This is a genomic window from Sphingomonas sp. EU05-FHT14C10 (assembly GCF_058790595.1).
In genome coordinates this window covers 95347-117545 of sequence record NZ_JBYTEN010000003.1, presented here as the reverse complement: position 1 = coordinate 117545, position 22199 = coordinate 95347, and the positions used below count along the sequence as shown (strand labels likewise).

Annotated in this window: 22 protein-coding genes; 16 read left to right on the top strand and 6 right to left on the bottom strand. The window is 67.0% G+C overall.

Annotated elements, in window-relative coordinates; genetic code table 11:
* Positions 1–21 precede the first annotated feature (21 nt).
* On the top strand, positions 22–1677 hold the full coding sequence (gene recN / locus AC3WT0_RS05220) for a DNA repair protein RecN (RefSeq protein WP_492752014.1): 1656 nt from the start codon (positions 22–24) through the stop codon (positions 1675–1677).
* Positions 1678–1716: 39 nt separating this feature from the next.
* On the opposite strand, the gene AC3WT0_RS05215 is transcribed toward recN, so the two are convergent.
* Positions 1717–1911, bottom strand: a complete 195-nt coding sequence (locus AC3WT0_RS05215) for a hypothetical protein (protein ID WP_492752012.1) — start codon at positions 1909–1911, stop codon at positions 1717–1719.
* 119 nt (positions 1912–2030) lie between these two features.
* Here AC3WT0_RS05215 and ligA point away from each other — a divergent pair, with 119 nt between their 5' ends.
* On the top strand, positions 2031–4139 hold the full coding sequence (ligA, locus tag AC3WT0_RS05210; protein ID WP_492752010.1) for an NAD-dependent DNA ligase LigA: 2109 nt from the start codon (positions 2031–2033) through the stop codon (positions 4137–4139).
* Here ligA and AC3WT0_RS05205 read toward each other — a convergent pair.
* The 3 genes from AC3WT0_RS05205 to AC3WT0_RS05195 all read right to left on the bottom strand — a co-directional run bounded on the left by AC3WT0_RS05205 (position 4136) and on the right by AC3WT0_RS05195 (position 5995).
* On the bottom strand, positions 4136–4744 hold the full coding sequence (locus AC3WT0_RS05205; protein WP_492752192.1) for a TIGR02117 family protein: 609 nt from the start codon (positions 4742–4744) through the stop codon (positions 4136–4138). The genes ligA and AC3WT0_RS05205 overlap by 4 nt on opposite strands.
* 65 nt (positions 4745–4809) lie before the next feature.
* Positions 4810–5565 carry a metallophosphoesterase gene (locus AC3WT0_RS05200; RefSeq protein ID WP_492752008.1) on the bottom strand — a complete coding sequence of 252 codons (756 nt, stop codon included), beginning with the start codon at positions 5563–5565 and terminating at the stop codon, positions 4810–4812.
* An 82-nt stretch (positions 5566–5647) separates the two neighbouring features.
* Positions 5648–5995 carry a GntR family transcriptional regulator gene (locus tag AC3WT0_RS05195; RefSeq protein ID WP_492752007.1) on the bottom strand — a complete coding sequence of 116 codons (348 nt, stop codon included), beginning with the start codon at positions 5993–5995 and terminating at the stop codon, positions 5648–5650.
* 161 nt (positions 5996–6156) lie between these two features.
* Between AC3WT0_RS05195 and AC3WT0_RS05190 the strand changes: the two genes are divergently transcribed.
* The 11 genes from AC3WT0_RS05190 to AC3WT0_RS05140 all read left to right on the top strand — a co-directional run bounded on the left by AC3WT0_RS05190 (position 6157) and on the right by AC3WT0_RS05140 (position 18713).
* Positions 6157–7965 (top strand): peptide MFS transporter, encoded by a 1809-nt coding sequence (locus AC3WT0_RS05190; protein WP_492752005.1) that lies wholly within the window; start codon positions 6157–6159, stop codon positions 7963–7965.
* A complete protein-coding gene (locus AC3WT0_RS05185) occupies positions 7955–9370 on the top strand; it encodes an amidohydrolase (RefSeq protein ID WP_492752003.1) in 1416 nt (471 codons plus the stop codon). The genes AC3WT0_RS05190 and AC3WT0_RS05185 overlap by 11 nt, the downstream gene beginning before the upstream one ends.
* Entirely contained in the window at positions 9367–10665 is a 1299-nt protein-coding gene (locus tag AC3WT0_RS05180; protein WP_492752001.1) for an amidohydrolase family protein, read from the top strand. Before AC3WT0_RS05185 ends, AC3WT0_RS05180 begins: the two co-directional genes overlap by 4 nt.
* A gap of 131 nt (positions 10666–10796) precedes the next feature.
* Positions 10797–12134: a phosphoglucosamine mutase gene (glmM, locus tag AC3WT0_RS05175; RefSeq protein ID WP_492751999.1), complete on the top strand. Its 1338-nt coding sequence runs from the start codon at positions 10797–10799 to the stop codon at positions 12132–12134.
* Entirely contained in the window at positions 12134–12358 is a 225-nt protein-coding gene (locus tag AC3WT0_RS05170; protein ID WP_492751998.1) for a DUF1272 domain-containing protein, read from the top strand. Before glmM ends, AC3WT0_RS05170 begins: the two co-directional genes overlap by 1 nt.
* Complete coding sequence (thiD, locus tag AC3WT0_RS05165; protein ID WP_492751997.1) at positions 12355–13479, top strand: bifunctional hydroxymethylpyrimidine kinase/phosphomethylpyrimidine kinase; 1125 nt, start codon at positions 12355–12357, stop codon at positions 13477–13479. Before AC3WT0_RS05170 ends, thiD begins: the two co-directional genes overlap by 4 nt.
* Complete coding sequence (gene rnhB / locus AC3WT0_RS05160; protein ID WP_492751996.1) at positions 13476–14078, top strand: ribonuclease HII; 603 nt, start codon at positions 13476–13478, stop codon at positions 14076–14078. Before thiD ends, rnhB begins: the two co-directional genes overlap by 4 nt.
* A gap of 182 nt (positions 14079–14260) precedes the next feature.
* On the top strand, positions 14261–15379 hold the full coding sequence (locus tag AC3WT0_RS05155; protein WP_492751994.1) for a site-specific DNA-methyltransferase: 1119 nt from the start codon (positions 14261–14263) through the stop codon (positions 15377–15379).
* Positions 15376–16455: a dihydropteroate synthase gene (folP, locus tag AC3WT0_RS05150; protein WP_492751992.1), complete on the top strand. Its 1080-nt coding sequence runs from the start codon at positions 15376–15378 to the stop codon at positions 16453–16455. Before AC3WT0_RS05155 ends, folP begins: the two co-directional genes overlap by 4 nt.
* Before the next feature lie 297 nt (positions 16456–16752).
* Positions 16753–17946, top strand: coding sequence for a glycosyltransferase family 4 protein (locus AC3WT0_RS05145; RefSeq protein WP_492751990.1), 1194 nt, complete (start codon positions 16753–16755; stop codon positions 17944–17946).
* 17 nt (positions 17947–17963) lie between these two features.
* A complete protein-coding gene (locus AC3WT0_RS05140) occupies positions 17964–18713 on the top strand; it encodes a polysaccharide deacetylase family protein (RefSeq protein WP_492751988.1) in 750 nt (249 codons plus the stop codon).
* Here the strand turns inward: AC3WT0_RS05140 and AC3WT0_RS05135 are convergent.
* Both AC3WT0_RS05135 and AC3WT0_RS05130 read right to left on the bottom strand, forming a co-directional pair.
* A complete protein-coding gene (locus AC3WT0_RS05135; RefSeq protein ID WP_492751987.1) occupies positions 18703–19023 on the bottom strand; it encodes a DUF167 domain-containing protein in 321 nt (106 codons plus the stop codon). The two genes, AC3WT0_RS05140 and AC3WT0_RS05135, sit on opposite strands and share 11 nt — an antisense overlap.
* A 36-nt stretch (positions 19024–19059) precedes the next feature.
* Positions 19060–20490 (bottom strand): sigma-54-dependent transcriptional regulator, encoded by a 1431-nt coding sequence (locus AC3WT0_RS05130; RefSeq protein WP_492751986.1) that lies wholly within the window; start codon positions 20488–20490, stop codon positions 19060–19062.
* A 144-nt stretch (positions 20491–20634) separates the two neighbouring features.
* On the opposite strand from AC3WT0_RS05130, the gene AC3WT0_RS05125 reads away from it, so the two are divergent.
* Genes AC3WT0_RS05125 through AC3WT0_RS05115 form a run of 3 tightly spaced genes read left to right on the top strand, consistent with a single transcriptional unit; the run spans position 20635 to position 22197 of the window.
* On the top strand, positions 20635–20760 hold the full coding sequence (locus AC3WT0_RS05125) for an aa3-type cytochrome c oxidase subunit IV (protein WP_492751985.1): 126 nt from the start codon (positions 20635–20637) through the stop codon (positions 20758–20760).
* 7 nt (positions 20761–20767) lie between these two features.
* Positions 20768–21895 carry an NAD(P) transhydrogenase subunit alpha gene (locus AC3WT0_RS05120; RefSeq protein ID WP_492751983.1) on the top strand — a complete coding sequence of 376 codons (1128 nt, stop codon included), beginning with the start codon at positions 20768–20770 and terminating at the stop codon, positions 21893–21895.
* Positions 21896–21915: 20 nt separating this feature from the next.
* Complete coding sequence (locus AC3WT0_RS05115; RefSeq protein ID WP_492751982.1) at positions 21916–22197, top strand: NAD(P) transhydrogenase subunit alpha part 2; 282 nt, start codon at positions 21916–21918, stop codon at positions 22195–22197.
* Positions 22198–22199 lie beyond the last annotated feature (2 nt).

The window sequence follows — 22199 nt, the reverse complement described above, 5'->3', positions numbered from 1 at the left end:
GCGATCGGATAGATCGGGGCGATGCTGACCGCGCTTTCCATTCGTGACGTCGTGCTGATCGAGGCGCTCGACCTCGATTTCGGGCGCGGTCTTGGCGTGCTGACCGGCGAGACGGGTGCGGGCAAATCGATCCTGCTCGATTCGCTGGGGCTGGCGCTCGGCGCGCGCGCCGACAGCGGGCTCGTGCGGCAGGGCACGGCACAGGCGGTGGTCAGCGCGAGTTTCGACGCTGCCCCGGCCGTTGCCGCGCGGCTCGCGGAAAACGGGATCGAGATCGAGCCGGGCGAGCCGCTCATCATTCGCCGCATCGTCAAGGCCGATGGCGGCAGCCGCGCTTTCGTCAACGACCAGCCCGTGTCGGCGACATTGCTGCGCGACATCGGCGCGATGCTTGTCGAAATCCACGGCCAGCATGACGACCGCGGCCTGCTCAACCCGCGCGGGCATCGCGCGCTGCTCGATGCGTTCGGGCGGCTCGACGTTGCCGGCGTCGCTGCTGCACACGCGCGCTGGCGTGCGGCCGAGGACGCGCTCGCAGCGGCGCGCGAGGCGGCCGATCTGGCGGCGCGCGACCGCGACTGGCTGGAACATTCGGTCGCCGAGCTGACCGCCTTCGCGCCTGAGCCGGGTGAGGAAGCGGCGCTCGCAGAGGCGCGCAGCGCGATCCAGAAGGGCGCGAAGCTTGCCGATGATCTGGCGGCGGTGAAGGCGCATCTCGAGGGGTCGGACGGCGCGCTCGCCAATTTGCGGCAGGCGGCACGGCGGCTCGATCGCATCGCGGGCGAGCATCCCTTGCTCGCCGAGGCCCTGTCGGCGCTCGACCGTGCGGTGATCGAGGCTGCCGAGGTCGAGGACCGGCTGGCGCGCGCCGACGAGGCCTTTGCCTATAGTCCGGACCGCCTCGACGCGATCGAGACGCGATTGTTCGACCTGCGCGCGCTGGCGCGCAAGCATCGCGCCGAATCCGATGCGCTTGCCGCGCTTACCGCCGAATTGAGCGAGCGGCTGGCTTCGATCGAAGGCGGCGAGGAAAGGCTGGGCGCGCTCGCCGGTGAGGCGCGCGCGGCGCGCGCGGCCTATGTCGCGGCGGCAGATGCGCTGAGCGAAGCACGGGCGGCGGCAGCGGCGCGGCTCGATGCCGCCGTCGTCGGCGAACTCGCACCGCTCAAGCTCGATGCCGCGCGTTTCCGCACAGCCGTCGCCACGCTCGACGACGCGCAATGGGGGGCCGCCGGCCGCGACCGGGTGGAGTTCGAGATTTCGACCAATCCCGGTGCGCCTTTCGCGCCGTTGGCGAAAATCGCGAGCGGTGGCGAACTGTCGCGCTTCATCCTCGCGCTCAAGGTGGCGCTCGCCGAGGAAGGCGGGGCGGCGACGATGATCTTCGACGAGATCGATCGGGGCGTGGGCGGCGCGGTTGCCAGCGCGATCGGCGATCGCCTGGCGCGGCTTTCGGCCAACGCCCAGCTTCTTGTCGTCACGCACAGTCCGCAGGTGGCGGCGCGCGGCGCGGCGCACCTGCTGATCGCCAAGAGCCATGACGGCTTCGTCACGCGCACCAGCGTGACCGCGCTCGATGCAGCAGCGCGACGCGAGGAAATCGCACGCATGCTCTCGGGCGCGGAGATTACGGACGAGGCGCGCGCGCAGGCCGGCCGTCTGCTCGAGGCGGCATAGAAGAAAGGCCGGCGTGTTGCGCGCCGGCCCATCGTCATTTCAGCGGTAGCGCCAGCTGCAGACGCGCTGGCGATGGTGATGACGCCATACGGTGCGACACACCTTCACGCGCTTGCGGTGATAGCCATGATGCGGCGGGCGGTGATAACCCTGCGCGTCGGCGGCGGCCGTCGCGAAGGGCGCGACGCTCGTCACGCAAAGCGCCGCCGCCGCCAGAATCGCCGATATCTTCATCCCCTATCTCCCTTGATCGTTCGTCCTCCAGCCGATCGTTCAACCGACCGTTTCCGGTTCGGTTCCGTGATGGCCAGCCGGGGCTTGATCGCGGGATGAGGCATGGCTAGCGCTGGGCCATGGCTCAGATCGACGAAAACAGCGCCGCCGCCGAGCTGGCCCGTCTCGCCGCCGAGATCGCGCATCATAATCGCCTTTATCATGACGATGATGCGCCCGAGATCAGCGATGCCGACTATGATGCGCTGATGCGCCGCAATGCCGAGCTGGAGGCGCTTTTCCCGCATCTGCGCCGCGATGATTCGCCCAGCCTGCAGGTGGGGACGCGCCCTGAGGGGCCGCTGACCAAGGTTGCGCATGCGCAGCCGATGCTCAGCTTGGAAAACGCCTTCGACGACGCCAGCGTGATCGAGTTCGTCGTCCGCATCCGCCGCTATCTCAATCTCGGCGCCGAGGACCGCGTTGCGCTCACCGCCGAGCCCAAGATCGACGGGTTGAGCTGTTCGCTGCGCTATGAAGGCCGCAAGCTCGTCCAGGCGCTGACGCGCGGCGACGGCGCGGTGGGCGAGGTGGTGACGGCCAATGTCCGCACCATCGCCGACATTCCCCAGACGTTGCCCGACGACGCGCCCGATATCTGCGAGGTGCGCGGCGAGGTCTATATGGCCAAGGCCGATTTCGCCGCGCTGAATGAGCGGCAGGCGGAAGCGGACGGCAAGATCTTCGCCAATCCCCGCAACGCCGCCGCCGGGTCGCTGCGCCAGCTGGATCCCGAAGTGACGCGCCGGCGGCCGTTGCGCTTCCTTGCCCATGGCTGGGGCGAGATGAGCGCGATCCCCGTCGGCACGCAGATGGGCATGATGCAGGCGATCGGGGGTTGGGGCTTTCCCGTCTCCGATCTGCTCATCCTCGCCGAACAAGTCGAAGGCGCGCTGGCCCATTATCGACGCATCGAGGCGCAGCGCGCGTCGCTGCCCTTCGATATCGACGGCGTTGTCTACAAGGTCGATCGGCTCGACTGGCAGGCGCGGCTCGGCTTCGTCGCGCGCGCGCCGCGCTGGGCGCTTGCGCACAAGTTTCCGGCCGAGCGCGCCTCGACCACCTTGCTGGCGATCGACATCCAGGTCGGCCGTACCGGCAAGCTGACGCCCGTCGCGCGGCTCGAACCCGTTACCGTCGGCGGCGTCGTCGTCACCAATGCGACGCTGCACAACGCCGACGAGATCGCGCGGCTGGGCGTGCGGCCGGGCGACACCGTCCTGATCCAGCGCGCGGGCGATGTGATCCCGCAGGTGCTGGAGAATCTGACGCCCGGCGAGGATCGGCCGGCCTTCGTCTTTCCCGACAAATGCCCGGAATGCGGATCGGATGCGGTGCGCGAGGAAGGCGAGGTCGACATTCGCTGCACCGGCGGGCTGATCTGCCCGGCCCAGCGTGTCGAGCGGCTGCGCCATTTCGTCAGCCGCCGGGCAATGGACATCGAGGGCCTCGGCCTCGTCCAGATCGAGGATTTCTTCAAGGACGGGTTGATCCGCGCGCCCGCCGACATTTATCGGCTGACCGAGGAGCAACTGCTCCCACGCAAGAAGGACGGCCGCGTCTGGGCGACGAAATTGCTGCGCGGCATTGACGCGAGCAGGACGCGCGCGCTCGACCGTTTCCTCTTCGCGCTCGGCATCCGCCATGTCGGCGAAGTGACGGCGCGCGATCTGGCGCGGCGCTATCGCTGCTTCGACGGCTTCATGGCAATGATCGCAGCGGCGCTCGAAAAGCGTGCCTCGATAGGCCCCACGCCAGCCGAGCCCGAGCGCAAGTTTGAGCTGCGCCGCCAGCGCGAGATCGTGGCGTCCATCGACACGCCCAATATCGGGCCGGAAGTCGCGTCGGCGCTGCTCGATTTCTTTGCCGAGGCGCATAACCGGGACGCCGTGGCCGATCTGATCGCGATGGGCGTCGCACCTGCCGAGGTCGTCGCCGAAGTCCGCGAATCCGAAGTTTCGGGCAAGACGGTGGTGTTTACCGGATCGCTCGAAACCATGTCGCGCGACGAAGCGAAGGCGCAGGCGCTGTCACTGGGCGCGAAGGTTTCGGGCTCGGTGTCGGCCAAGACCGACCTTGTCGTCGCAGGGCCGGGGGCGGGGTCGAAGCTGGCCAATGCCGAGAAGCTGGGCGTTCGCGTGATTGACGAGGTTGGCTGGGCAGCGATCGTCGCGGCGGCGCAGGGCTAGAACCACCACATCACGGTCTGGCTGAAGGGCGTCCAGCGCCCCACGCGGACGCCCGCTGCGCGTAGCGTCGCGCCGACCCATTCGTTGCAGGTGTGGATTGCGTCATAGCGCCCCTTCGCCTCGTAGAAGGCGTCGGCGGGGCCATAGCCCTTCATGGCGACGGCGCTGCCGTCGGCACGCAGCACGAAGCTGGCGCGGATGATCACGGCGAGGTGGCGATAGCGTTCGGGCGAAAGCCGGATCGGCCGCACGTCGGGGCCGGGCGCGGGGTTCAACTCATGATCGACATGGATCAGTGTCCGGTCCGATCCGAAGGCCGCGTGAAATATGTTCGACAGCTTCACGTCGGACCAACGCGGCGTTTCGAGGAAGAAGGCGCGCTCGCCCCAGCCGATCCAGATATGCGTGCCGGCGTAGCGCGGATCGGCGAGATCGCCGGCCCGGGCGAGCCCGCGCCAGTCGACGCCCGCTTCATTCACCGGAACGAGCAGACCGGTGTGCACGCCGTTGGTCTCGACATAGATGGTGACGCCGCCATCCTCCTGCCGCCAGTCGGCATTGGCGGGGATAGCGCCGATCGCGAAGCCGGCGGCGAGGTAGAGCAGCAGGATCGCCGCCAGCGCGGCCGCGCCCAGCCCGGCTGCCTTTGTCGCAGTCCGCGCCGCGCGCTTCAGGTCGAGAGAAACCAGCGGTCGCGACCTTCGAGGGCGAGTGCGGTCAGCCGGCCGGTGGCGAACGCGCCGGTATCGATGCCGATCCGGTTGGGCTGCTCGTCGACGTCATCGGTGATGGTGTGGCCGTGGACGACCATGTAGCCATGGTCGCCGCGATAATCGAGAAAGTCGCCGCGAATCCAGCGCAGGTCGCTGCCGCTCTGCTCATCGAGGGCGACGCGCGGGCGGATGCCGGCATGGACGAAAAGGTAGTCGCCGATGCGCACCTGCTCCTCGCATGCGCGCAGAAAGGCGAGATGATGCGGCGGGATCCGCGCCGTCAGCGCCTCGGCGAGCGCCTCGACCTCCATCGCGTCGAAAATGCCGGTGTCTATGCCATAGCTGGCGATCGTGCTGCGCGCGCCGATGCGCGGCAGGTAACGTATCGCCTGCGGATCGCCTTCGACCGCCTTCAGGAAGACTTCCTCATGATTGCCCAGCAGGAAGCGCATGTCGCGGCCATCGGCGTCGATCCGCGTCAGCCGTTCGATCACGCCGGCCGGATCGGGACCACGGTCGATCAGGTCGCCGAGGAAGATGATCGTCGTGCGCGCAGGTGCCCGCGCAGCGTCGTCGGCGTCGATCCGTGCGAGCAGCGCATCGAGCAGGTCGCTGCGGCCGTGGATGTCCCCGATCGCATAGACGCGCTGCCCGTCGGGAACGGCGTGGTTCGCGGCAGCGGTCGCGCGTCTCAGCAGTCGGTGCAGAACCATATCAATCCAATGCGTGCGACGACCATTCTATAGGCCACGGCCCTGCATTTTGCATCCGACTTTTGGGCCGTTTCGGGGAAGGTCAGGCGTCGGCGCGGTCGAGAAGATCGGCGGCGTCGAGACCAAGGCGGTCGATCACGCGCATGATGCGCGGCCATTCGTCGTTGAGGAAAGCCTCGCGCTCGCTGGCGCGTAGCCGCGCGGTGGCGCCATCGGCGACGAACATGCCGACGCCGCGCTTGACGAGGATCAGCGCTTCGTCCTGGAAAAGCTGATAGGCCTTGGCGACGGTCAAGGGGTTGGCGCCTTGTTCGGCGGCAAAAGCGCGTACCGAGGGCAGCATCTCACCGTCGCGATAACGGCCGTCGAGAATCGAAGCGGCGATTCGGTCGCGAAGCTGCAGATATACCGGGCGATCCTGTTCGGCCATGCTGGCTTAGTGCCTTAACACGGCACTGCGCGTCAAGGGGCGGGCGCGTTTTTGCGGCTGCAACATGTCGGCAATAATCTTCTTCACAGCGCGGATTTCGGCGCTAGGCTCCGCCGCCATGCCAGGGGCCGCCAGCGCCCCGACCACAGGGACAATGCCGCATGGAAACGCCAACCGCCGATTCGCCGCGCGAACCGGACATCACGCACGTCAACCCCGCCGACCGACAGACCTGGTTTGGCCATCCGCGCCAGCTGGCACGGCTGTTCACGACAGAGATGTGGGAACGCTTCGGCTATTACGGGATGCGGGCGCTGCTGACGCTCTATCTCACCAAGCATTTCGTGTTCGGCGATCGGGCGGCGACCGGGCTTTATGGCGGTTATACAGCGCTCGTCTATCTGACCCCACTCATCGGCGGCTATCTGGCCGACCAGTATCTGGGGTCGAAGCGCGCGGTGAAATTCGGCGCGATCGTGATGGCGCTCGGCTATTTCATCCTCTGTTTCGGCGGCGAGACGGCCAAGCCCTATGCGATCGTCGAGGGCACGCGCTACGAAGTGCAGGTCGACAATTTCCGCGATGGGCCGAGCAGTTCGCCGAACGAAAAGCGCTTCCTGATCGACGCCGGCCAGCGCTACGAGATCAAGGGCAATGACGACGGCACCGTCTCGCTGCTCAACGCCGACCAGAGCGTCGCGCGCACCGTCGGCAAGGGCGGATTCGAGCCGGGCGGCGAGCGCAACGCCTTCTACGTGATGCTGATGCTGATCGCGCTCAGCATGGTTTCGGTCGGCAACGGCTTCTTCAAGCCCAACATCTCGACGATGGTCGGCGAGCTTTACGACCAGGGCGATCGCCGTCGCGACTCCGGCTTCACCATCTTCTACATGGGCATCAATCTCGGCTCGCTCTTCTCGCAGCTGCTTTGCCCCTTCCTCGCCGATGCGGTCGGCTGGTGGGCGGGCTTCGGCGTCGCGGCGCTCGGCATGGTCTTTTCCTGGACGCTCATCCAGTTCGACGGCGGCAGGCTGAACGGCTATGGCGATCCGCCCAAGCGCGAGGGCGCGGACAAGGCGATCTGGATCTATGTCGGCGCGCTCTGCTTCGTGCCCGTCTTCTATTTTCTCTACACCAACCTGATGGCCTCGGCGCAGGCGACGCCGGGCGAGGGCATCCTCGGCTACATCGCTTCGCTGCCCCTGATGGGCAAGCTGCTGTTCGGCACCTTCCTCGTTGCGGTGCCGACCATTCTCATCTGGTCCTACAAGGCAGGCGACCGGCGCGAGTTCCAGATGATGCTGGCGGCGATGGTGCTGATCGTCTTCAACGTCGTCTTCTGGACGTTGTTCGAGCAGGCGGGGTCGTCGCTGACGCTCTATGCCGATCGCAACACCAATCTCAGCGTCTTCGGCCTCTTCACCATTTCGGCAGGGCAGACGCAGTTCTTCAACGCCTTCTTCATCGTCGCCCTCGCGCCGTTGATGAGCCTGTTGTGGACCGGCATGGCGAAGCGCGGGATCGAACCTTCGGTGCCCGTGAAGTTCGGCATCGCGCTGATCGGCGTGGGCGCGGGTTTCCTCTTCCTCGTCTGGGGCGGGCAGTTTGCGGGCAGCGACTTCAAGGTTGCGATCTGGTGGCTCGCGGGGCTCTATTTCATCCACTCGGCGGCCGAACTCTGCATCTCGCCGGTGGGTCTTTCGATGATCACCAAACTGTCGATCGCGCGCGTCGTCGGCCTGATGATGGGCGTGTGGTTCCTCTCGATCTCGGTCGCGCAATATGTCGCGGGCGTGGTCGCGCAGGTTGCCAGCGTCGAGACGGTCGGCGGACAGGTGACCAACCTCAAGGTCAGCCTCGATACCTATAATGGCGTGTTCTGGACGATCGGCCTGATCGCCGCCGGGATCGGCCTCTTCCTTCTCCTCGTTTCGCCTCTCATCAAGAAGTGGATGCACGGTGTTCAGTAAGCGCCTTTCGGCAATCCTGCTTTCCACCTGCCTGCTCGCCGCCTGTGCGACGACGGGCGAAGGCAAGCCCGCAGCGGCTACCCCGCCGCCGCCGGCCAAGGGATCGGCGTTCAACGCCGATCCCTACCCATCGACCTACAAGCCCTATCCGGGCGTGCCGACCCTGATAACCAATGTGACAATCTACGATGGCGAAGGCGGCCGGATCGACGGCGGGCAGATCCTGTTCGCCGACGGCAAGATCGTTGCGCTCGGCAAGGCGGTCGATGCCCCGCAGGGCGCCACGGTCATCGACGGCGCGGGCAAGTGGGTGACGCCCGGCGTTATCGATATCCACAGCCACCTTGGCGACTATCCGAGCCCGGCAGTGCAGGCCAATTCGGATGGCAACGAGGCGACCGCGCCGGTGCGCGCCGAAGTATGGGCCGAACATAGCGTCTGGCCGCAGGATCCGGGCTTCAGCCGCGCGCTCGCCAATGGCGGCGTCACCACGCTCCAGATCCTGCCCGGATCGGCCGACCTGTTCGGCGGGCGCTCGGTCGTGCTCAAGAATGTCTATGCGCGGACCATGCAGGGGATGAAGTTCCCCGGTGCGCCCTATGGCCTCAAGATGGCGTGCGGCGAGAATCCGAAGCGCGTCTTCGGCAGCAAGGGGCAGATGCCCCAGACACGGATGGGCAACATGGCGGTCGACCGCCAGACCTGGATCCGCGCCGCCGAATATAAGCGCAAATGGGACAAATATTATAAGTCGGGCGGCGACATGCCGACACGCGACCTGCAGATGGACACGCTGGCCGGCGTGCTCGCGGGCGAGATCCTCGTCCAGAACCATTGCTACCGCGCCGACGAGATGGCCAACGTCATCGATATGTCGAAGGAGTTCGGCTATCACGTCTCGGCCTTCCACCACGCGGTCGAGGCCTACAAGATCGCCGACCTTCTGAAGCAGAACGGGGTCTGCGCCGCTGTCTGGGCCGACTGGTGGGGCTTCAAGATGGAAAGCTACGACGCGATCGACGAGAATCTCGCGCTGCTCCAGAATGCGGGCGCCTGCGCGATGATCCACTCGGACGACGAGAACGGCATCCAGCGGCTCAACCAGGAAGTCGCCAAGGCGCTTGCCTCGGGCCGGCGCATGGGGATGACCATTCCCGACGAGGTGGCGTGGGAATGGCTGTCGATCAATCCAGCCAAGGCGCTGCACATCGACGACAGGACGGGAAGCCTCAAGCCCGGCAAGATGGCGGACGTCGTGCTGTGGAACGGCAATCCGCTGAGCGTTTACACCCGGCCCGAGAAGGTCTGGGTCGATGGGGCGATGATGTATGATGCGCTCGATCCCAAGCGGCGGCCGGTGAGCGATTTCGAATTGGGCCAGCCCGGCGAGGGAGACGTGAAATGAAGAAGCTCCTTCTCGCTGCCGCCGCGCTGATCGCGGCGCCCGCTGCTGCGGAGACGATCGCGATCACCGGTGGCACCGTCGCGATCGGCGACGGATCGGCGCCCGTCGAGGGCGGCACCGTGGTCATCCGCGACGGCCGGATCGTCGCGGCCGGCAAGGGCGTTGCAGTCCCCGCCGGCGCGCGTCAGATCGATGCGACGGGCAAGTGGGTGGCCGCCGGCATCTTCGCCGGCTTCACGCGCATAGGCCTCGTCGAGGTCGACGGCGTCGACCAGACCAATGACGTCTCGGCGCGCAACTCGCCCTTTTCCGCCGCGATCGACGTGACGCCGGCGATCAATCCGCGCACCAGCGCGATCACGGTCAGCCGCGCGCACGGCGTGACGCGTGCGGTCGTCGCACCCGACACGGGATCGTCGCTGTTTGCCGGGCAAGGCGCGATCATCGACATGGGCGCGGACATGGACGCCGTGACAAAGCCGCGGGCCTTCCAGTTCGTCGAACTGGGCGAGGGTGGCGCGCGCTCAGCCGGCGGCAGCCGCGCGGCGGCTTATGTCTATTTCCGCAACGCGCTCCAGTCGGCCAAGGATTATGCGCGCAACCCGGCCGGCTATGAAGGCAACAGCAAGGACGCACTGCTCAATCGCGCCGACGCGGCTGCGCTGGGGCCGGTGGTGACCGGGCAGGTGCCGCTGCTGGTCCATGTCGAGCGCGGCAGCGACATATTGAACGTGATCGCGCTCAAGAAGGACTTCCCGCAACTGAAGCTCGCGCTTGTCGGCGCCAGCGAGGGCTGGACGGTCGCGCCGCAGATCGCAGCGGCGGGCGTGCCGGTGATCGCGACCGCGCTCAACGATCTGCCGGCCTCGTTCGAGATGCTCGCCGCCACCCAGTCGAACATCGGCCGGATGGAGAAGGCGGGGGTCAGGCTCGGCATCGGCATGATCGACGACAATGATACGCGGCAGGCGCGTTACGAGCCGCAATATGCGGGCAATCTCGTCGCGCTCCAGAAGGTGCCCGGTGCGGCGGGGCTGAGCTGGGGTCAGGCCTTCGCCGCGATCACCTCGGGGCCGGCCGAGGCGCTGGGGCTGGGCGGCGAGTTCGGATCGCTGCGGCCCGGTCGTCACGCCGACGTCGTGGTGTGGAGCGGCGATCCGCTCGAGTTGAGCTCGATCCCCGAGGCGGTGTTCATCGACGGCATCCAGCAGACGACCGACACCCGCCAGCGGCGCCTGCGCGATCGTTATGCGACGCCGCAGGAAAGCGACCTGCCCAAGGCCTATACGCGCTGAGCCGACCGGACGACGACGCGGCTGCATGGCCGCGTCGTCGTCCGGCCCATTTCAAGCCAAGGCCCATCTTGCTATCAGGGCGCCAATGCAAAGGGCCCTGGGGGGCGGCCCGCCAACCGGATCGGGATGCAATGGGCAGAAAATTCTTCGGGACCGACGGTATTCGCGGTCGGGTGAACAAGTCTCCGATGACCGCCGAGATGGCGATGAAGGTCGGCATGGCGGCGGGCGCGCACTTCCTGCGCGGCGACCATGTCCACCGCGTCGTCATCGGCAAGGATACGCGGCTTTCGGGCTATGTGATGGAATCGGCGCTGGTCGCAGGCTTCACCAGCGTGGGCATGGACGTGGTCCAGGTGGGGCCGATGCCGACGCCGGCCGTCGCGCTGCTCACCCGGTCGATGCGCGCCGACATCGGCGTGATGATCTCGGCCAGCCACAACCCATTCGCCGACAACGGAATCAAGCTGTTCGGCCCAGACGGCTACAAGCTGTCTGACGAGGACGAAGCCGCGATCGAGGCGCTGATCGAAGTCGAGCCGGTGCTTGCCCCGGCCGAGAAGACGGGTCGCGCGCGGCGCGTGGAGGATGCGCGTGGGCGCTATATCCACGCCGCCAAATCGACTTTCCCCGATCATCTGAAGCTCGACGGGCTGCGCATCGCGGTCGATTGCGCGAACGGCGCGGCCTATCAGGTCGCACCCGCCGCTCTGTGGGAACTGGGCGCGGACGTGATCCCGATCGGCGTCACGCCCAACGGCACCAACATCAACGACAAGTGCGGTTCGACCGCGCCGGGGCTGCTGCAGGAGACGGTGGTGGCGTCGGGCGCGCATATCGGCATCGCGCTGGATGGCGATGCCGACCGACTGATCGTGGTCGACGAGAAAGGCACGATCATCGACGGCGACCAGTTGATGGCGCTGATCGCGACGCGCTGGGCCGAACGCGGCCTGCTGCGCGGCGGTGGGCTGGTCGCCACGGTCATGTCGAACCTGGGGCTCGAACGGCATCTGCAGAACGCGGGGCTCAACCTCGAACGCACCGGGGTCGGCGACCGGCTGGTGCTCGAGCGGATGCGCGGCGCGGGCTTCAACGTCGGCGGTGAGCAATCGGGGCATATCATTCTCTCCGATTATGCGACGACGGGCGACGGGCTGGTTGCGGCTCTCCAGATCCTCGCCGCGCTGGTCGAGGACGGGCGGCCGGCATCCGAACTGCTCCATCGTTTCGATCCGGTGCCCCAATTGCTCAAGAATGTCCGCTTCTCGGGTGGCAAGCCGCTCGAGGACGGCAGAGTGAAGGCGGTGATCGCCGATGCCGAGGCCGAGCTGGCCAACAAGGGCCGCCTTGTCATCCGTCCGTCGGGCACCGAACCGCTGATCCGCGTCATGGCCGAGGGCGACGACGCCCAGCAGGTCGAGCAGGTCGTCGATCGCATCTGCGCGGCGGTGGCAGAGGCCGCCTGATGCTGGAGATGCGTCCCGATTGCGAGCGGTGCGGCGTCGATCTGGCGGCGAACGCGCACGGCGCCTTCATCTGTTCGTTCGAATGCACTTTCTGCGCCGACTGTGTCGATGCGCTGGATGAGCGTTGCCCCAATTGCGGGGGCGAGCTGACCGATCGCCCGGCGCGCACTGGCGATGCGCTCAAGCGCCACCCGGCCTCGACCGAGCGGCGGCACAAGGGGTGACGCCGCGCATATTGATCGTCGCCGGATCGGATTCGGGTGGCGGGGCCGGCATCCAGGCCGACATCAAGACGGTGACGATGCTCGGCGGTCACGCCATGACCGCGATCACCGCGATCACCGCGCAGAACACGCTGGGCGTGCAGGGCGTCCACCCGGTGCCGACCGAAATGGTGATGGCGCAGATCGAATCGGTCGCTGCCGACATCGGCGTCGATGCGGTGAAGATCGGGATGATCGGATCGGCCGAGGCCGCCAATACCGTCGCCGACTGGATCGAGCGGCAAGGCAACATTCCCGTGGTGTTCGATCCGGTGATGGTCGCGACGAGCGGCGCGGCGCTGGCGGATGAAGAGACGATCGCCGCGTTCGGGCGATTGATGCGCGCCGCGACGCTGACGACGCCAAACCTCCCAGAGCTGGCGGCGCTGGGTGGCGATGCGGCCGCCATTGTGCGGCGCACCGGGCGCGCGCAGCTCGTCAAAGGCGGGCATGGCGGGGACGAGGTCGTCACCGATCGGCTGGTGACGCCAGGCGGCATGCGCGACTTTTCGGGCACGCGGATCGAGACCCGACACAATCACGGCACCGGCTGTACGCTGGCGAGCGCGATCGCGACGGGGCTGGCGCAGGGCTTGTCGCTGGTGGACGCGATCGAGGCCGCGCGCGTGTTCGTGCGCACCGCAATGCTCGCGGCACCCGGGCTTGGCGCGGGGCATGGGCCGATGGGGCATCGTTGGGCCGCGACCGGTCTCTACGATCTCAATCAGGTGACGTTGCCCGCAGAAGATTATGTCGCCTCCGTCGCCTTCTATCGCGCGCTCGGCCTGACGCAGATCGTCGACGCACCGGATCATTATGCGCGTTTCGCTCTCCCCGGCGGCGCGACGCTTTCCATCGAAACGGGCCTGCCGACTGCAGGCGGCGCGCAAATCTATCTCGAATGCGCCGATCTGTGCGAACGCGCGACGGCGCTGGCCGAGGCGGGGATCGTTTTCGACGAGATGCCCGAGGATAAAAGCTGGCTGTGGCGCGAGGCGCGGCTGCGCGATCCGGCGGGCAATCGGATCATCCTCTATCGCGCAGGCGAGAATCGCCGCTTCCCGCCCTGGCGCATCGCGTGACGGGACCGTCGCGCAAGATCGAAGCGGCGCATCCCGCGCCGGTGATCGGGGTCGACGAGGCAGGGCGCGGGCCGCTCGCCGGGCCGGTGGTGGCCGCTGCCGTCCTCCTGCCCGAACGCGGCGTGCCGCGTGGGATCGACGATTCGAAGAAGCTGCGCGCCGGCGCGCGCGCGGAACTGAGCGAGCGGCTCCGGGCGATCGCCGGGGTCGGCATCGGCGTGGCCAGTGTCGAGGAGATCGACAGCCTCAACATCCTGCAGGCGACGATGCTGGCGATGACGCGTGCGGTCGACGTGCTGGGCGTTACGCCGGGGATGGTGCTCGTCGACGGCAACCGCTGCCCGCGCTGGGCCTATCCCTCCACGGCGATCGTCTCGGGCGACGCGCTGTCGCTGTCGATCGCTGCCGCATCGATCGTCGCCAAGCATCATCGCGACGCGATCATGATCGCGATCGACGCCGATCATCCAGGCTATGGCTGGTCGCGCAACAAGGGTTACGGGTCGAAGGATCATATGGAGGCACTCGCCCGCCTTGGCCCCACCCCGCATCACCGACGCAGCTTCGCGCCTGTAGCGCGGGCTTTGGCGGCGAGGTGAGTCTTTCGAGTCACACCCACAATCGCTTGTGCTGCTATGACGTCAGGGCGCTCCAGATGTTGGGGCGCTTCTCCTTATGTGTCAGATTGTTGACGCCAGTTGCTAGGAGGCGTTGAAAAGTGGCGCTTGACCCGGAGTCGCCGGTGACTCACTTTCACGCCCCGCAGCACAAGGGGGCATTTATGAGCGTTGTTACCAGGGTCAGGAAAAGCGCGGAAACGCGCGCGATCGAGCTTCCGCTCGACCGGATCCTGCGCGACGACTGCATCGCGGCGATGCGCGCGCTGCCCAGCGCCAGCATCGACATGATCTTCGCGGATCCGCCTTATAATCTGCAGCTTGGCGGCGATCTTTATCGCCCCGAGGGAGGTCGGGTCGATGCAGTCGACAACGACTGGGACAAGTTCGACACTTTCGCCGCCTATGATCGCTTCACGCGCGACTGGCTGGCCGAGGCGCGCCGCATCCTCAAGCCCGACGGCACGATCTGGGTGATCGGCAGCTATCACAACATCTTCCGCGTCGGCGCAGCGATCCAGGACGAAGGCTATTGGGTCCTCAACGACATCGTCTGGCGCAAGTCCAACCCGATGCCCAATTTCAAGGGCACCCGCTTCACCAACGCGCACGAGACGCTGATCTGGGCCGCGCATAGCGAAAGCTCGCGCTACACCTTCAACTACCGCGCGATGAAGACGCTCAACGACGAACTGCAGATGCGCTCGGACTGGGTGATCCCGATCTGCAGCGGGCAGGAACGATTGAAGCGCGGCGGCACCAAGGCGCATCCGACGCAAAAGCCCGAGGCGTTGCTCTACCGCATCCTGCTCGCCTGCACGAAGCCGGGCGACGTGGTGCTCGATCCCTTCTTCGGCACCGGGACGACGGGCGCAGTCGCCAAGCGGCTTGGCCGGCGCTTCATCGGGATCGAGCGCGAGCCGGTCTATATCGAGGTGGCCGAGGAGCGCATCGCTGCTGCGCTGCCGCTCGACGAATCGGCGCTGACCACGATGCAGGCGCCGCTCGCCGCGCCGCGCGTCGCCTTCGGCACGCTGGTCGAGACCGGGATGATCGCGCCGGGCACGGTGCTGACCGACGTCAAGCGCCGCCACAAGGCGACCGTTCGCGCCGACGGTTCGCTCGAGGTCGCCGGTATCACGGGATCGATCCACAAGGTCGGTGCGACGCTGCAGGGCGCGCCGTCGTGCAATGGCTGGACCTTCTGGCATTATGAGGAAGCGGGCACGCTCAAGCCTGTCGATGCGCTGCGCCAGACCTATTTGCTGGCCAACGAGCCGTGAACCTGCCCGCCATCCCAAAGGGCGCGCGCGTCTATCTGCGGCCCGAGGGATTTGTCGATACGCCTGTCGGCAATGACGGGCAGGTCGAACGGCTGGCGGGCACGATGCTCTGGTATTCGGCCTGGGAACTGATCGTCGACAATGGCGGGCGCGTGGGCCGCGCGCTGGTGCCGGTGTCCGAACGGGCGAGTCTGCCCGACGAGGTCGCGCCGATCCTGGATCGGCTGGCGGCATCGCGACCTGCGATCCAGATGCGCGAGCGCGTGATCCGGCTCGATCAGCCGCAGGTTGCGGGCATCCTCAACATGACGCCCGACAGCTTTTCCGACGGCGGCCGCAATGCCGACCTGGAAACGGCTGTCGGCGCCGGCTTCGCCATGGCGGAGGCCGGGGCGGCGATGATCGACGTGGGCGGCGAGTCCACGCGGCCGGGCGCTGCGCACGTGTGGGAAGGTGATGAGATCAAGCGTGTTGTGCCGGTGATCGAGCGGCTCGCGGGTGGAGGCGTGGCTGTCTCGATCGACACGCGCAAGGCGGCGGTGATGGAAGCCGCGCTTGCGGCCGGCGCGGGGCTGGTCAACGACATATCGGCCCTGCGCTATGATCATCGTGCGCTTGAGGTCGTGGCGCGCGCGGGTTGCCCGGTGATCCTGATGCACCACACCGGGCGAGAGCCGCATGACGGGCCGAAGCTCACCGATCCGCTGATCGAGGTTTATGACTGGCTGGAAGATCGGATCGACGCCGTGGTCGCGGCGGGGGTCGCGCGCGACAGGATCATCATCGATCCCGGCATCGGCTTCGCCAAGGGCGTGGCCGACAATCTGGCGCTGCTCAACGGGTTGGCGTTGTTCCACGGGCTTGGCTGCCCGGTGATGCTGGCGGCGAGCCGCAAGCGGATCATCGGCGCGCTCGACAATGAAGCGCCGGCGGAGAAACGGCTGGGGGGCTCGATAACGCTCGCCCTCCACGGCGCCCAGCGTGGAATGCACTTGCTCCGCGTCCATGATGCGCCCGAGACGGTGCAGGCGCTGCGCGTCTGGCGCGGGCTGCGCGACCAGGCGCTGATCGCCTGACCTGTCTGAAAGCGGGACGATCGAAACATGCTTAAGGCCCGCCCGGGGACTTTTATTCGTCATTATTGACGATTAGAGCCGGAAACTCGGGACGCTAAATAGGCGGTTGGAAAAAATGGCCGGGCACATGCCGTTGGGGGCGGTGGTGGCGGACGGCAGTTCCAGACATTTTGCTTCGTGTTGGTCCTCGCCGCGTTAACGATATCTGAGGATCGCTGTACGAAGAGGGACGCTCTGGACCCGCGTAGCATGTGGGGGAAGTCAGCGGTGGCCGAAAGTGATGTCAGGGCAGTCGAAATGAAAGTGGCGACAGTAGCGCCTCGGCCGCGCATCGCCTTCATCTGCGCCGGCGACCCGCTCGAGATTCGCACCTGGTCCGGCACGCCGCATCATATGCTCGAGGCGTTGCGCGCCGAGTTCGACGTGATCCATGTCGTGCGCGAACCCTGGCCGCGCTGGTTCAGCAATCTCCGCGGCCTATTGCGCAGGGTCAGCGGCCGGCGCATCGATATCTACTGGTCGCCCTTCTGGACGCGTCTGGCCGGGCGCAAGGCGATCGACGAAATCGGCGGTTCGGGTGCCGACATCGCTTTCGCCGTCGCGGTCACGCCGATCACCGCCCAGCTCACAAAGATCATGCCGACCGTCTTCGTATCCGATGCGACGCAGGCGGTGATGGTCGACTATAATCCCTTCTTCTTCTCGCTGCTGCCGGGGTTCAAGCGCTCGGCCTACAAGCTCGAGACGCAGGCGATCAGGGATTCGATCGCCGCTTTCTTCCCCTCGGCCTGGGCCTATGGATCGGCGGTGGGCGAGCATCGCGGTGATCCGGCGCATGTGTTCCAGGTCCATTGGGGCGCGAACATGGAAGCGCGTGGCTTCACCCGCCCCGAGGAACGCTCGAAGGACGAGTGGCGTCTGCTGTTCGTCGGGGTGAACTGGAAAGGCAAGGGCGGCGATATCGCGGTCGAAGCGGTGCAGGCGATGCGCAAGGCGGGCCACAACGTCCATCTCGACGTGGTCGGCAGCGCGCCATCGAGCCCGCCGCCGGCGATCGAGGGCGTGACTTTTCACGGCTTCCTCAACAAGCATGTGCCCGCCGATGCCGAGCGCCTGGCGGCATTGTTCCGGGGAGCGCACCTCTTCATCCTGCCCACGCAGTTCGAGGCGCTGGGTATCGTCATCAGCGAAGCTGCTTCCTATGCGCTGCCGTCGATCGCATACCGAACCGGCGGATTGCCTTCCAATGTCGAGGGCGGAAGGACGGGGGTGCTGATCGAGCCGGGCGCGCCGGCCGCGGATTTCGCGCGCGAGATGACTGCGCTGCTCGGCGATACGCCGCGTTACGAGGCGATGTGCTATGCGGCACTGGATCTAAGCCGCAACAAGCTGAACTGGCCGACCTGGGCGCGGCGCGTTCGCGAGGTTGTCGAGCGGCGGGCGAACAAGCTCGAACCGCAGGACACGCGCGAAGTCGCCGACGCCCACTGAGCATTGGGGGAAGGGCGATGCTCAACAAGATATTGCGCAACGTCAGCTCCCGGCTCGGGCCCGATGCGCGTCGCCGCGTCCGCGCGCTGACCGATCCGATGCTGGCACCGCTCGGCTCGATCCGCAGCGCAGCGCGCGCGAGCGACGCGGTGGCGCTGACCTTCGACGACGGCCCCGATCCGGAGGTGACGCCGCGCCTGCTCGATCTGCTGGCTGCGCGCGGGGTGAAGACTAGCTTCTTCGTCCTCACCGACAAGGCGGCCGAACAGCAGCCGCTGATCGCCCGCATGATCGCCGAGGGGCATGAAGTGGGGCTTCATTGCGACCGGCACGATCGGCTGACGCTGCTGCCCGTGCAACAGGTGCGCCAGCGCCTCGCCGTCGCGCGCGACAGGCTCGCTGCGCTGACCGGCAAGCCGGTGCGGCTGTTTCGGCCGCCTTATGGCGCGCAATCGATCGCAACTTTCTTCGTCGCGCGTTCGCTTGGTCTGCAGATCGTCGTCTGGGGTCCGATCGCCGAGGACTGGGTGGAGCAGACGCCGGCCGAGGCGGCCGACCGCGCCGTGGGTGCGAGCAAAGGCGGCGACATCGTCCTGCTCCACGATGGGCTGGAGATACCCCAAGGCGAAGTCGTGCCGCGCTTCGACCGTGTCGAGATGGTGCGGCTGATTCTCGACGGGCTCGCCGAGCGCGGCCTGCGCGCCGTGCCGGTCGGCAGCTTGATCGAAAGCGCGGGTGCACACCGCACCGCCTGGTTCAGGGGCTGACCAGCGCAGCAAGTCGCGCGGCCGTCGCCTCTGCGTCGCCCGAGATCCGCAATCGCTTCATGCGTCCGGTTTCGCCCGCGACGATCGCCACATCGGCTTTGCGTACCTTGAGCGTCTTGGCGAGATAGGCGATGAGCGCCGCGTTGGCCGCGCCTTCGACGGGCGGCGCCTTCAGCCGCAGCAGGAGAAGCGGCCGGCCGTCGCTGTCCACGCTGATCCCGTCGATGCGGTCTGCCGAAGCGCGCGGCGTGAGGCGCAGTGCGAGGTAAAGTCCGCCCTCGGCGACCGTCCAGGGAAGCGGCTGATCCATGCAGCCTCTTAGCGGTGTGGCATGCGCGCCGGAAGCTCAGGCGGCGGCGTCGATGCCCAGCTCGGCGAGTTTGCGGTAAAGCGTCGAGCGGCCGATGCCGAGCCGGCGCGCCACCTCCGTCATCCGCCCGCGATAATGGCCGATGGCAAGGCGAATCACATCTGCTTCGATCGCCTCGAGCGAACGCATATGCCCGTCCGCCTCGAACAAAGTGACGCCCGAGCTGCCGCTGTTGAGCGACGGTTGCGGCGCGGCGCTGACGTGAAGGCCGCCGAACTTCTGCGCGATCTGCGGGAAATCCTCGGTGGTCAGCGCATCGCCGTCGCACAGCACGGCCGCGCGGAAGAGCGCATTCTGAAGCTGGCGGACATTGCCCGGCCAGTCATAGCTCATGAGCAGCGTCAGCGCGTCGTCGGTGATGCCAAGCCCGCGCAGTCCCGGCTGGCGCGCGGCGCGTGCGAGCAGATGGCGGGCGAGCGCCGGAATGTCGCCCTTGCGGTCGCGTAGTGGCGGGATGACGAGCTGGACGACGTTGAGCCGGTAATAAAGATCCTCGCGGAAGCGTCCGGCGGCGACCTCGTCGAGCAGCACCTTGTTGGTCGCCGCGATCACGCGGACATCAATATCGCGAAGCATGCGCCCGCCGATCGGCTGGACTTCGCCCGACTGGAGCACGCGCAGTAGCTTGACCTGCGCCTCGAGCGGTAGTTCCGCCACCTCGTCGAGGAACAGCGTGCCGCCATCGGCTTCCTGGAACCGCCCGACCTTGCGCTCGAACGCGCCGGTGAACGCGCCGCGCTCATGCCCGAACAACTCGGATTCGACGAGATTACCGGGGATGGCGCCGCAATTGACTGCGATCAGCGGTTTCTTCGCGCGCGGGCTGGCGGCATGGATGGCCTCGGCAACCAATTCCTTGCCCGTGCCGCTTTCGCCCTCGATTAGCACCGGCACGCGCGCGCGCGCGGCCTTGGCGGCGATGGCGAGCGCGGCGCGGAATCGCGGTGCGGCTCCGACGATTTCGTCGAAGCCGAGCGGCGCGGTGATCTTCTCGCTCAGATGGCGAAGCTCGCCGCCTGACGCGCCGCTGTTGACCGCTGCGTCGAGCGCGGCGAGCAGGCGTTCGGGCGCGATCGGTTTGGCGAGGAAATCGGTGGCGCCGGCGCGCATCGCCTCGACCGCGATCGCAACCGAATTGAGCGCGGTGAGCGTCAGGATCGGCAGCGCCGGGCGGCGATCGCGCAGCGCCTCGATCAGTCCGCTCAGGTCGCCGCCGGGCACAGCATGATCGATCAGGATCGCGTCGAGCGACAAGCCGTCCTGCGTGCCGAGCGTCGCGATCGCCGCCTCGGCGTCCGACGCGAAGATCGTCCGCCATCCGGCGCGCGCGCCGATCGCCGACACTAGCCGTCGCTGTGCCGGTTCGTCGTCAACCAAAAGCAGCAGGCGCGTCCCGTTCCGTGCCATGTTGTTCCATTTCCGTGCCGTTTCGGAACAGGTGGATTAAACGCCCTAGTGTAAAGGTCCGATTAAGCGCGCCGCCGATCGGGCTTGATGGCCGGGCGGCCGCTGGTTACGAAGAAGATCGACGCTTGAGAGGGGAGTAAGCGGATGACGGCAAGCAGCGACTTCAAGGTGCATGAGGAAACCTATCGCGGTTTCATCGGCTGGCTGAAGGTGGGGACGGTGATCGTCGCGCTCATCGCCGCGCTCGTTATCTTTCTCATCTCGCGCTGATCGCCCCGTGAAGATCGCGGTCCTCAAGGAAACCGCAGCCGGCGAGCCGCGTGTCGCGGCGACGCCCGAGACGGTCAAGAAATTCGCGGCGCTGGGCGCGACGCTCGCCGTCGAAGCGGGGGCGGGGCTCGGCGCGTCGATCGCCGACGCCGATTATCAGGCGGCGGGCGCAGCGATCGGCGATCGTGCGGCGACGCTGGCCGATGCCGATATCCTACTGGGCGTGCAGGGCGCGGCGCCCGAAAGCCTCAAGGGTGTGAAGTCCGGCGCCTGGCTGGTCGCGGGGCTCAACCCATTCGGCGAGCGCGCACGGGTCGACGCCTATGCCGCGCTCGGCATCGATGCGTTGGCGATGGAATTCATGCCGCGCATCACGCGCGCGCAGTCGATGGATATCCTGTCGTCGCAGTCGAACCTTGCCGGCTACAAGGCGGTTCTGGATGCCGCCGCCGAATATGGCCGCGCCTTTCCGATGATGATGACGGCGGCGGGCACGGTTTCCGCCGCGCGTGCCTTCGTCATGGGCGTGGGCGTGGCGGGGCTGCAGGCGATCGCCACCGCGCGTCGGCTGGGCGCGCAGGTCTCGGCGACCGACGTGCGATCGGCGACCAGGGAGCAGATCGAGAGCCTCGGCGCCAAGGCGATCTTCGTCGAGGACGTCAAAGGCATCGAGGGCGAAGGCAGCGGCGGCTATGCGACCGAGATGTCGGACGAGTATAAGGCGGCGCAGGCCGCGCTCGTCTCCGCGCATATCGCGAAGCAGGATATCGTCATCACCACGGCGCTGATCCCGGGGCGGCCCGCTCCGCGACTGATCAGCGACGCGCAGATCGCCTCGATGCGCCCCGGCGGGGTGATCGTCGATCTCGCGGTCGAACAAGGCGGCAATGTCGAGGGCGCGGTCGTAGGCGAGATCGTCGTCAGGCATGGCGTGAAGATCATCGGCCATCGCAACATGGCCGGCCGCCTCGCCGCCGATGCGTCGGCGCTGTTCGCGCGCAATCTCTTCAACTTCCTCAGCGCCTTCTGGGACAAGGAAGCGGGGCGGCCCATGCTGCCCGACGAAGACGAGATCACGCAGGCGATCCGGCTGACGCAGGGCGGCAAGGTGGTCAGCGCAAGACTGCTGGGCTGAGCATAAGGGAGCAGCCGAACATGGATTTCATCTCGATCCTCTCGATCTTCGTGCTGGCCTGTTTCGTCGGCTATTATGTCGTCTGGTCGGTCACGCCGGCGCTGCACACGCCGCTGATGGCGGTGACCAACGCCATTTCCTCGGTGATTATCGTCGGCGCGTTGACGGCGGCTGCGGCGGCGGGATCGCCGATCGCCAAATGGCTGGGGCTGGGCGCGGTGGTGCTCGCCAGCGTCAACATCTTCGGCGGCTTCGCGGTTACCGAGCGCATGCTCGCCATGTACAAGAAGAAGGAGCGCTAGGG

Bases quoted from the DNA above. Each gene is read 5' to 3' on its own strand.
- recN (WP_492752014.1), top strand. From the start codon at position 22: ATGCTGACCGCGCTTTCCATTCGTGACGTCGTGCTGATCGAGGCGCTC.
- AC3WT0_RS05215 (WP_492752012.1), bottom strand. From the start codon at position 1,911: ATGAAGATATCGGCGATTCTGGCGGCGGCGGCGCTTTGCGTGACGAGC.
- ligA (WP_492752010.1), top strand. From the start codon at position 2,031: ATGGCTCAGATCGACGAAAACAGCGCCGCCGCCGAGCTGGCCCGTCTC.
- AC3WT0_RS05200 (WP_492752008.1), bottom strand. From the start codon at position 5,565: ATGGTTCTGCACCGACTGCTGAGACGCGCGACCGCTGCCGCGAACCAC.
- AC3WT0_RS05195 (WP_492752007.1), bottom strand. From the start codon at position 5,995: ATGGCCGAACAGGATCGCCCGGTATATCTGCAGCTTCGCGACCGAATC.
- AC3WT0_RS05190 (WP_492752005.1), top strand. From the start codon at position 6,157: ATGGAAACGCCAACCGCCGATTCGCCGCGCGAACCGGACATCACGCAC.
- AC3WT0_RS05180 (WP_492752001.1), top strand. From the start codon at position 9,367: ATGAAGAAGCTCCTTCTCGCTGCCGCCGCGCTGATCGCGGCGCCCGCT.
- glmM (WP_492751999.1), top strand. From the start codon at position 10,797: ATGGGCAGAAAATTCTTCGGGACCGACGGTATTCGCGGTCGGGTGAAC.
- AC3WT0_RS05170 (WP_492751998.1), top strand. From the start codon at position 12,134: ATGCTGGAGATGCGTCCCGATTGCGAGCGGTGCGGCGTCGATCTGGCG.
- AC3WT0_RS05155 (WP_492751994.1), top strand. From the start codon at position 14,261: ATGAGCGTTGTTACCAGGGTCAGGAAAAGCGCGGAAACGCGCGCGATC.
- AC3WT0_RS05145 (WP_492751990.1), top strand. From the start codon at position 16,753: ATGAAAGTGGCGACAGTAGCGCCTCGGCCGCGCATCGCCTTCATCTGC.
- AC3WT0_RS05140 (WP_492751988.1), top strand. From the start codon at position 17,964: ATGCTCAACAAGATATTGCGCAACGTCAGCTCCCGGCTCGGGCCCGAT.
- AC3WT0_RS05135 (WP_492751987.1), bottom strand. From the start codon at position 19,023: ATGGATCAGCCGCTTCCCTGGACGGTCGCCGAGGGCGGACTTTACCTC.
- AC3WT0_RS05130 (WP_492751986.1), bottom strand. From the start codon at position 20,490: ATGGCACGGAACGGGACGCGCCTGCTGCTTTTGGTTGACGACGAACCG.
- AC3WT0_RS05125 (WP_492751985.1), top strand. From the start codon at position 20,635: ATGACGGCAAGCAGCGACTTCAAGGTGCATGAGGAAACCTATCGCGGT.
- AC3WT0_RS05115 (WP_492751982.1), top strand. From the start codon at position 21,916: ATGGATTTCATCTCGATCCTCTCGATCTTCGTGCTGGCCTGTTTCGTC.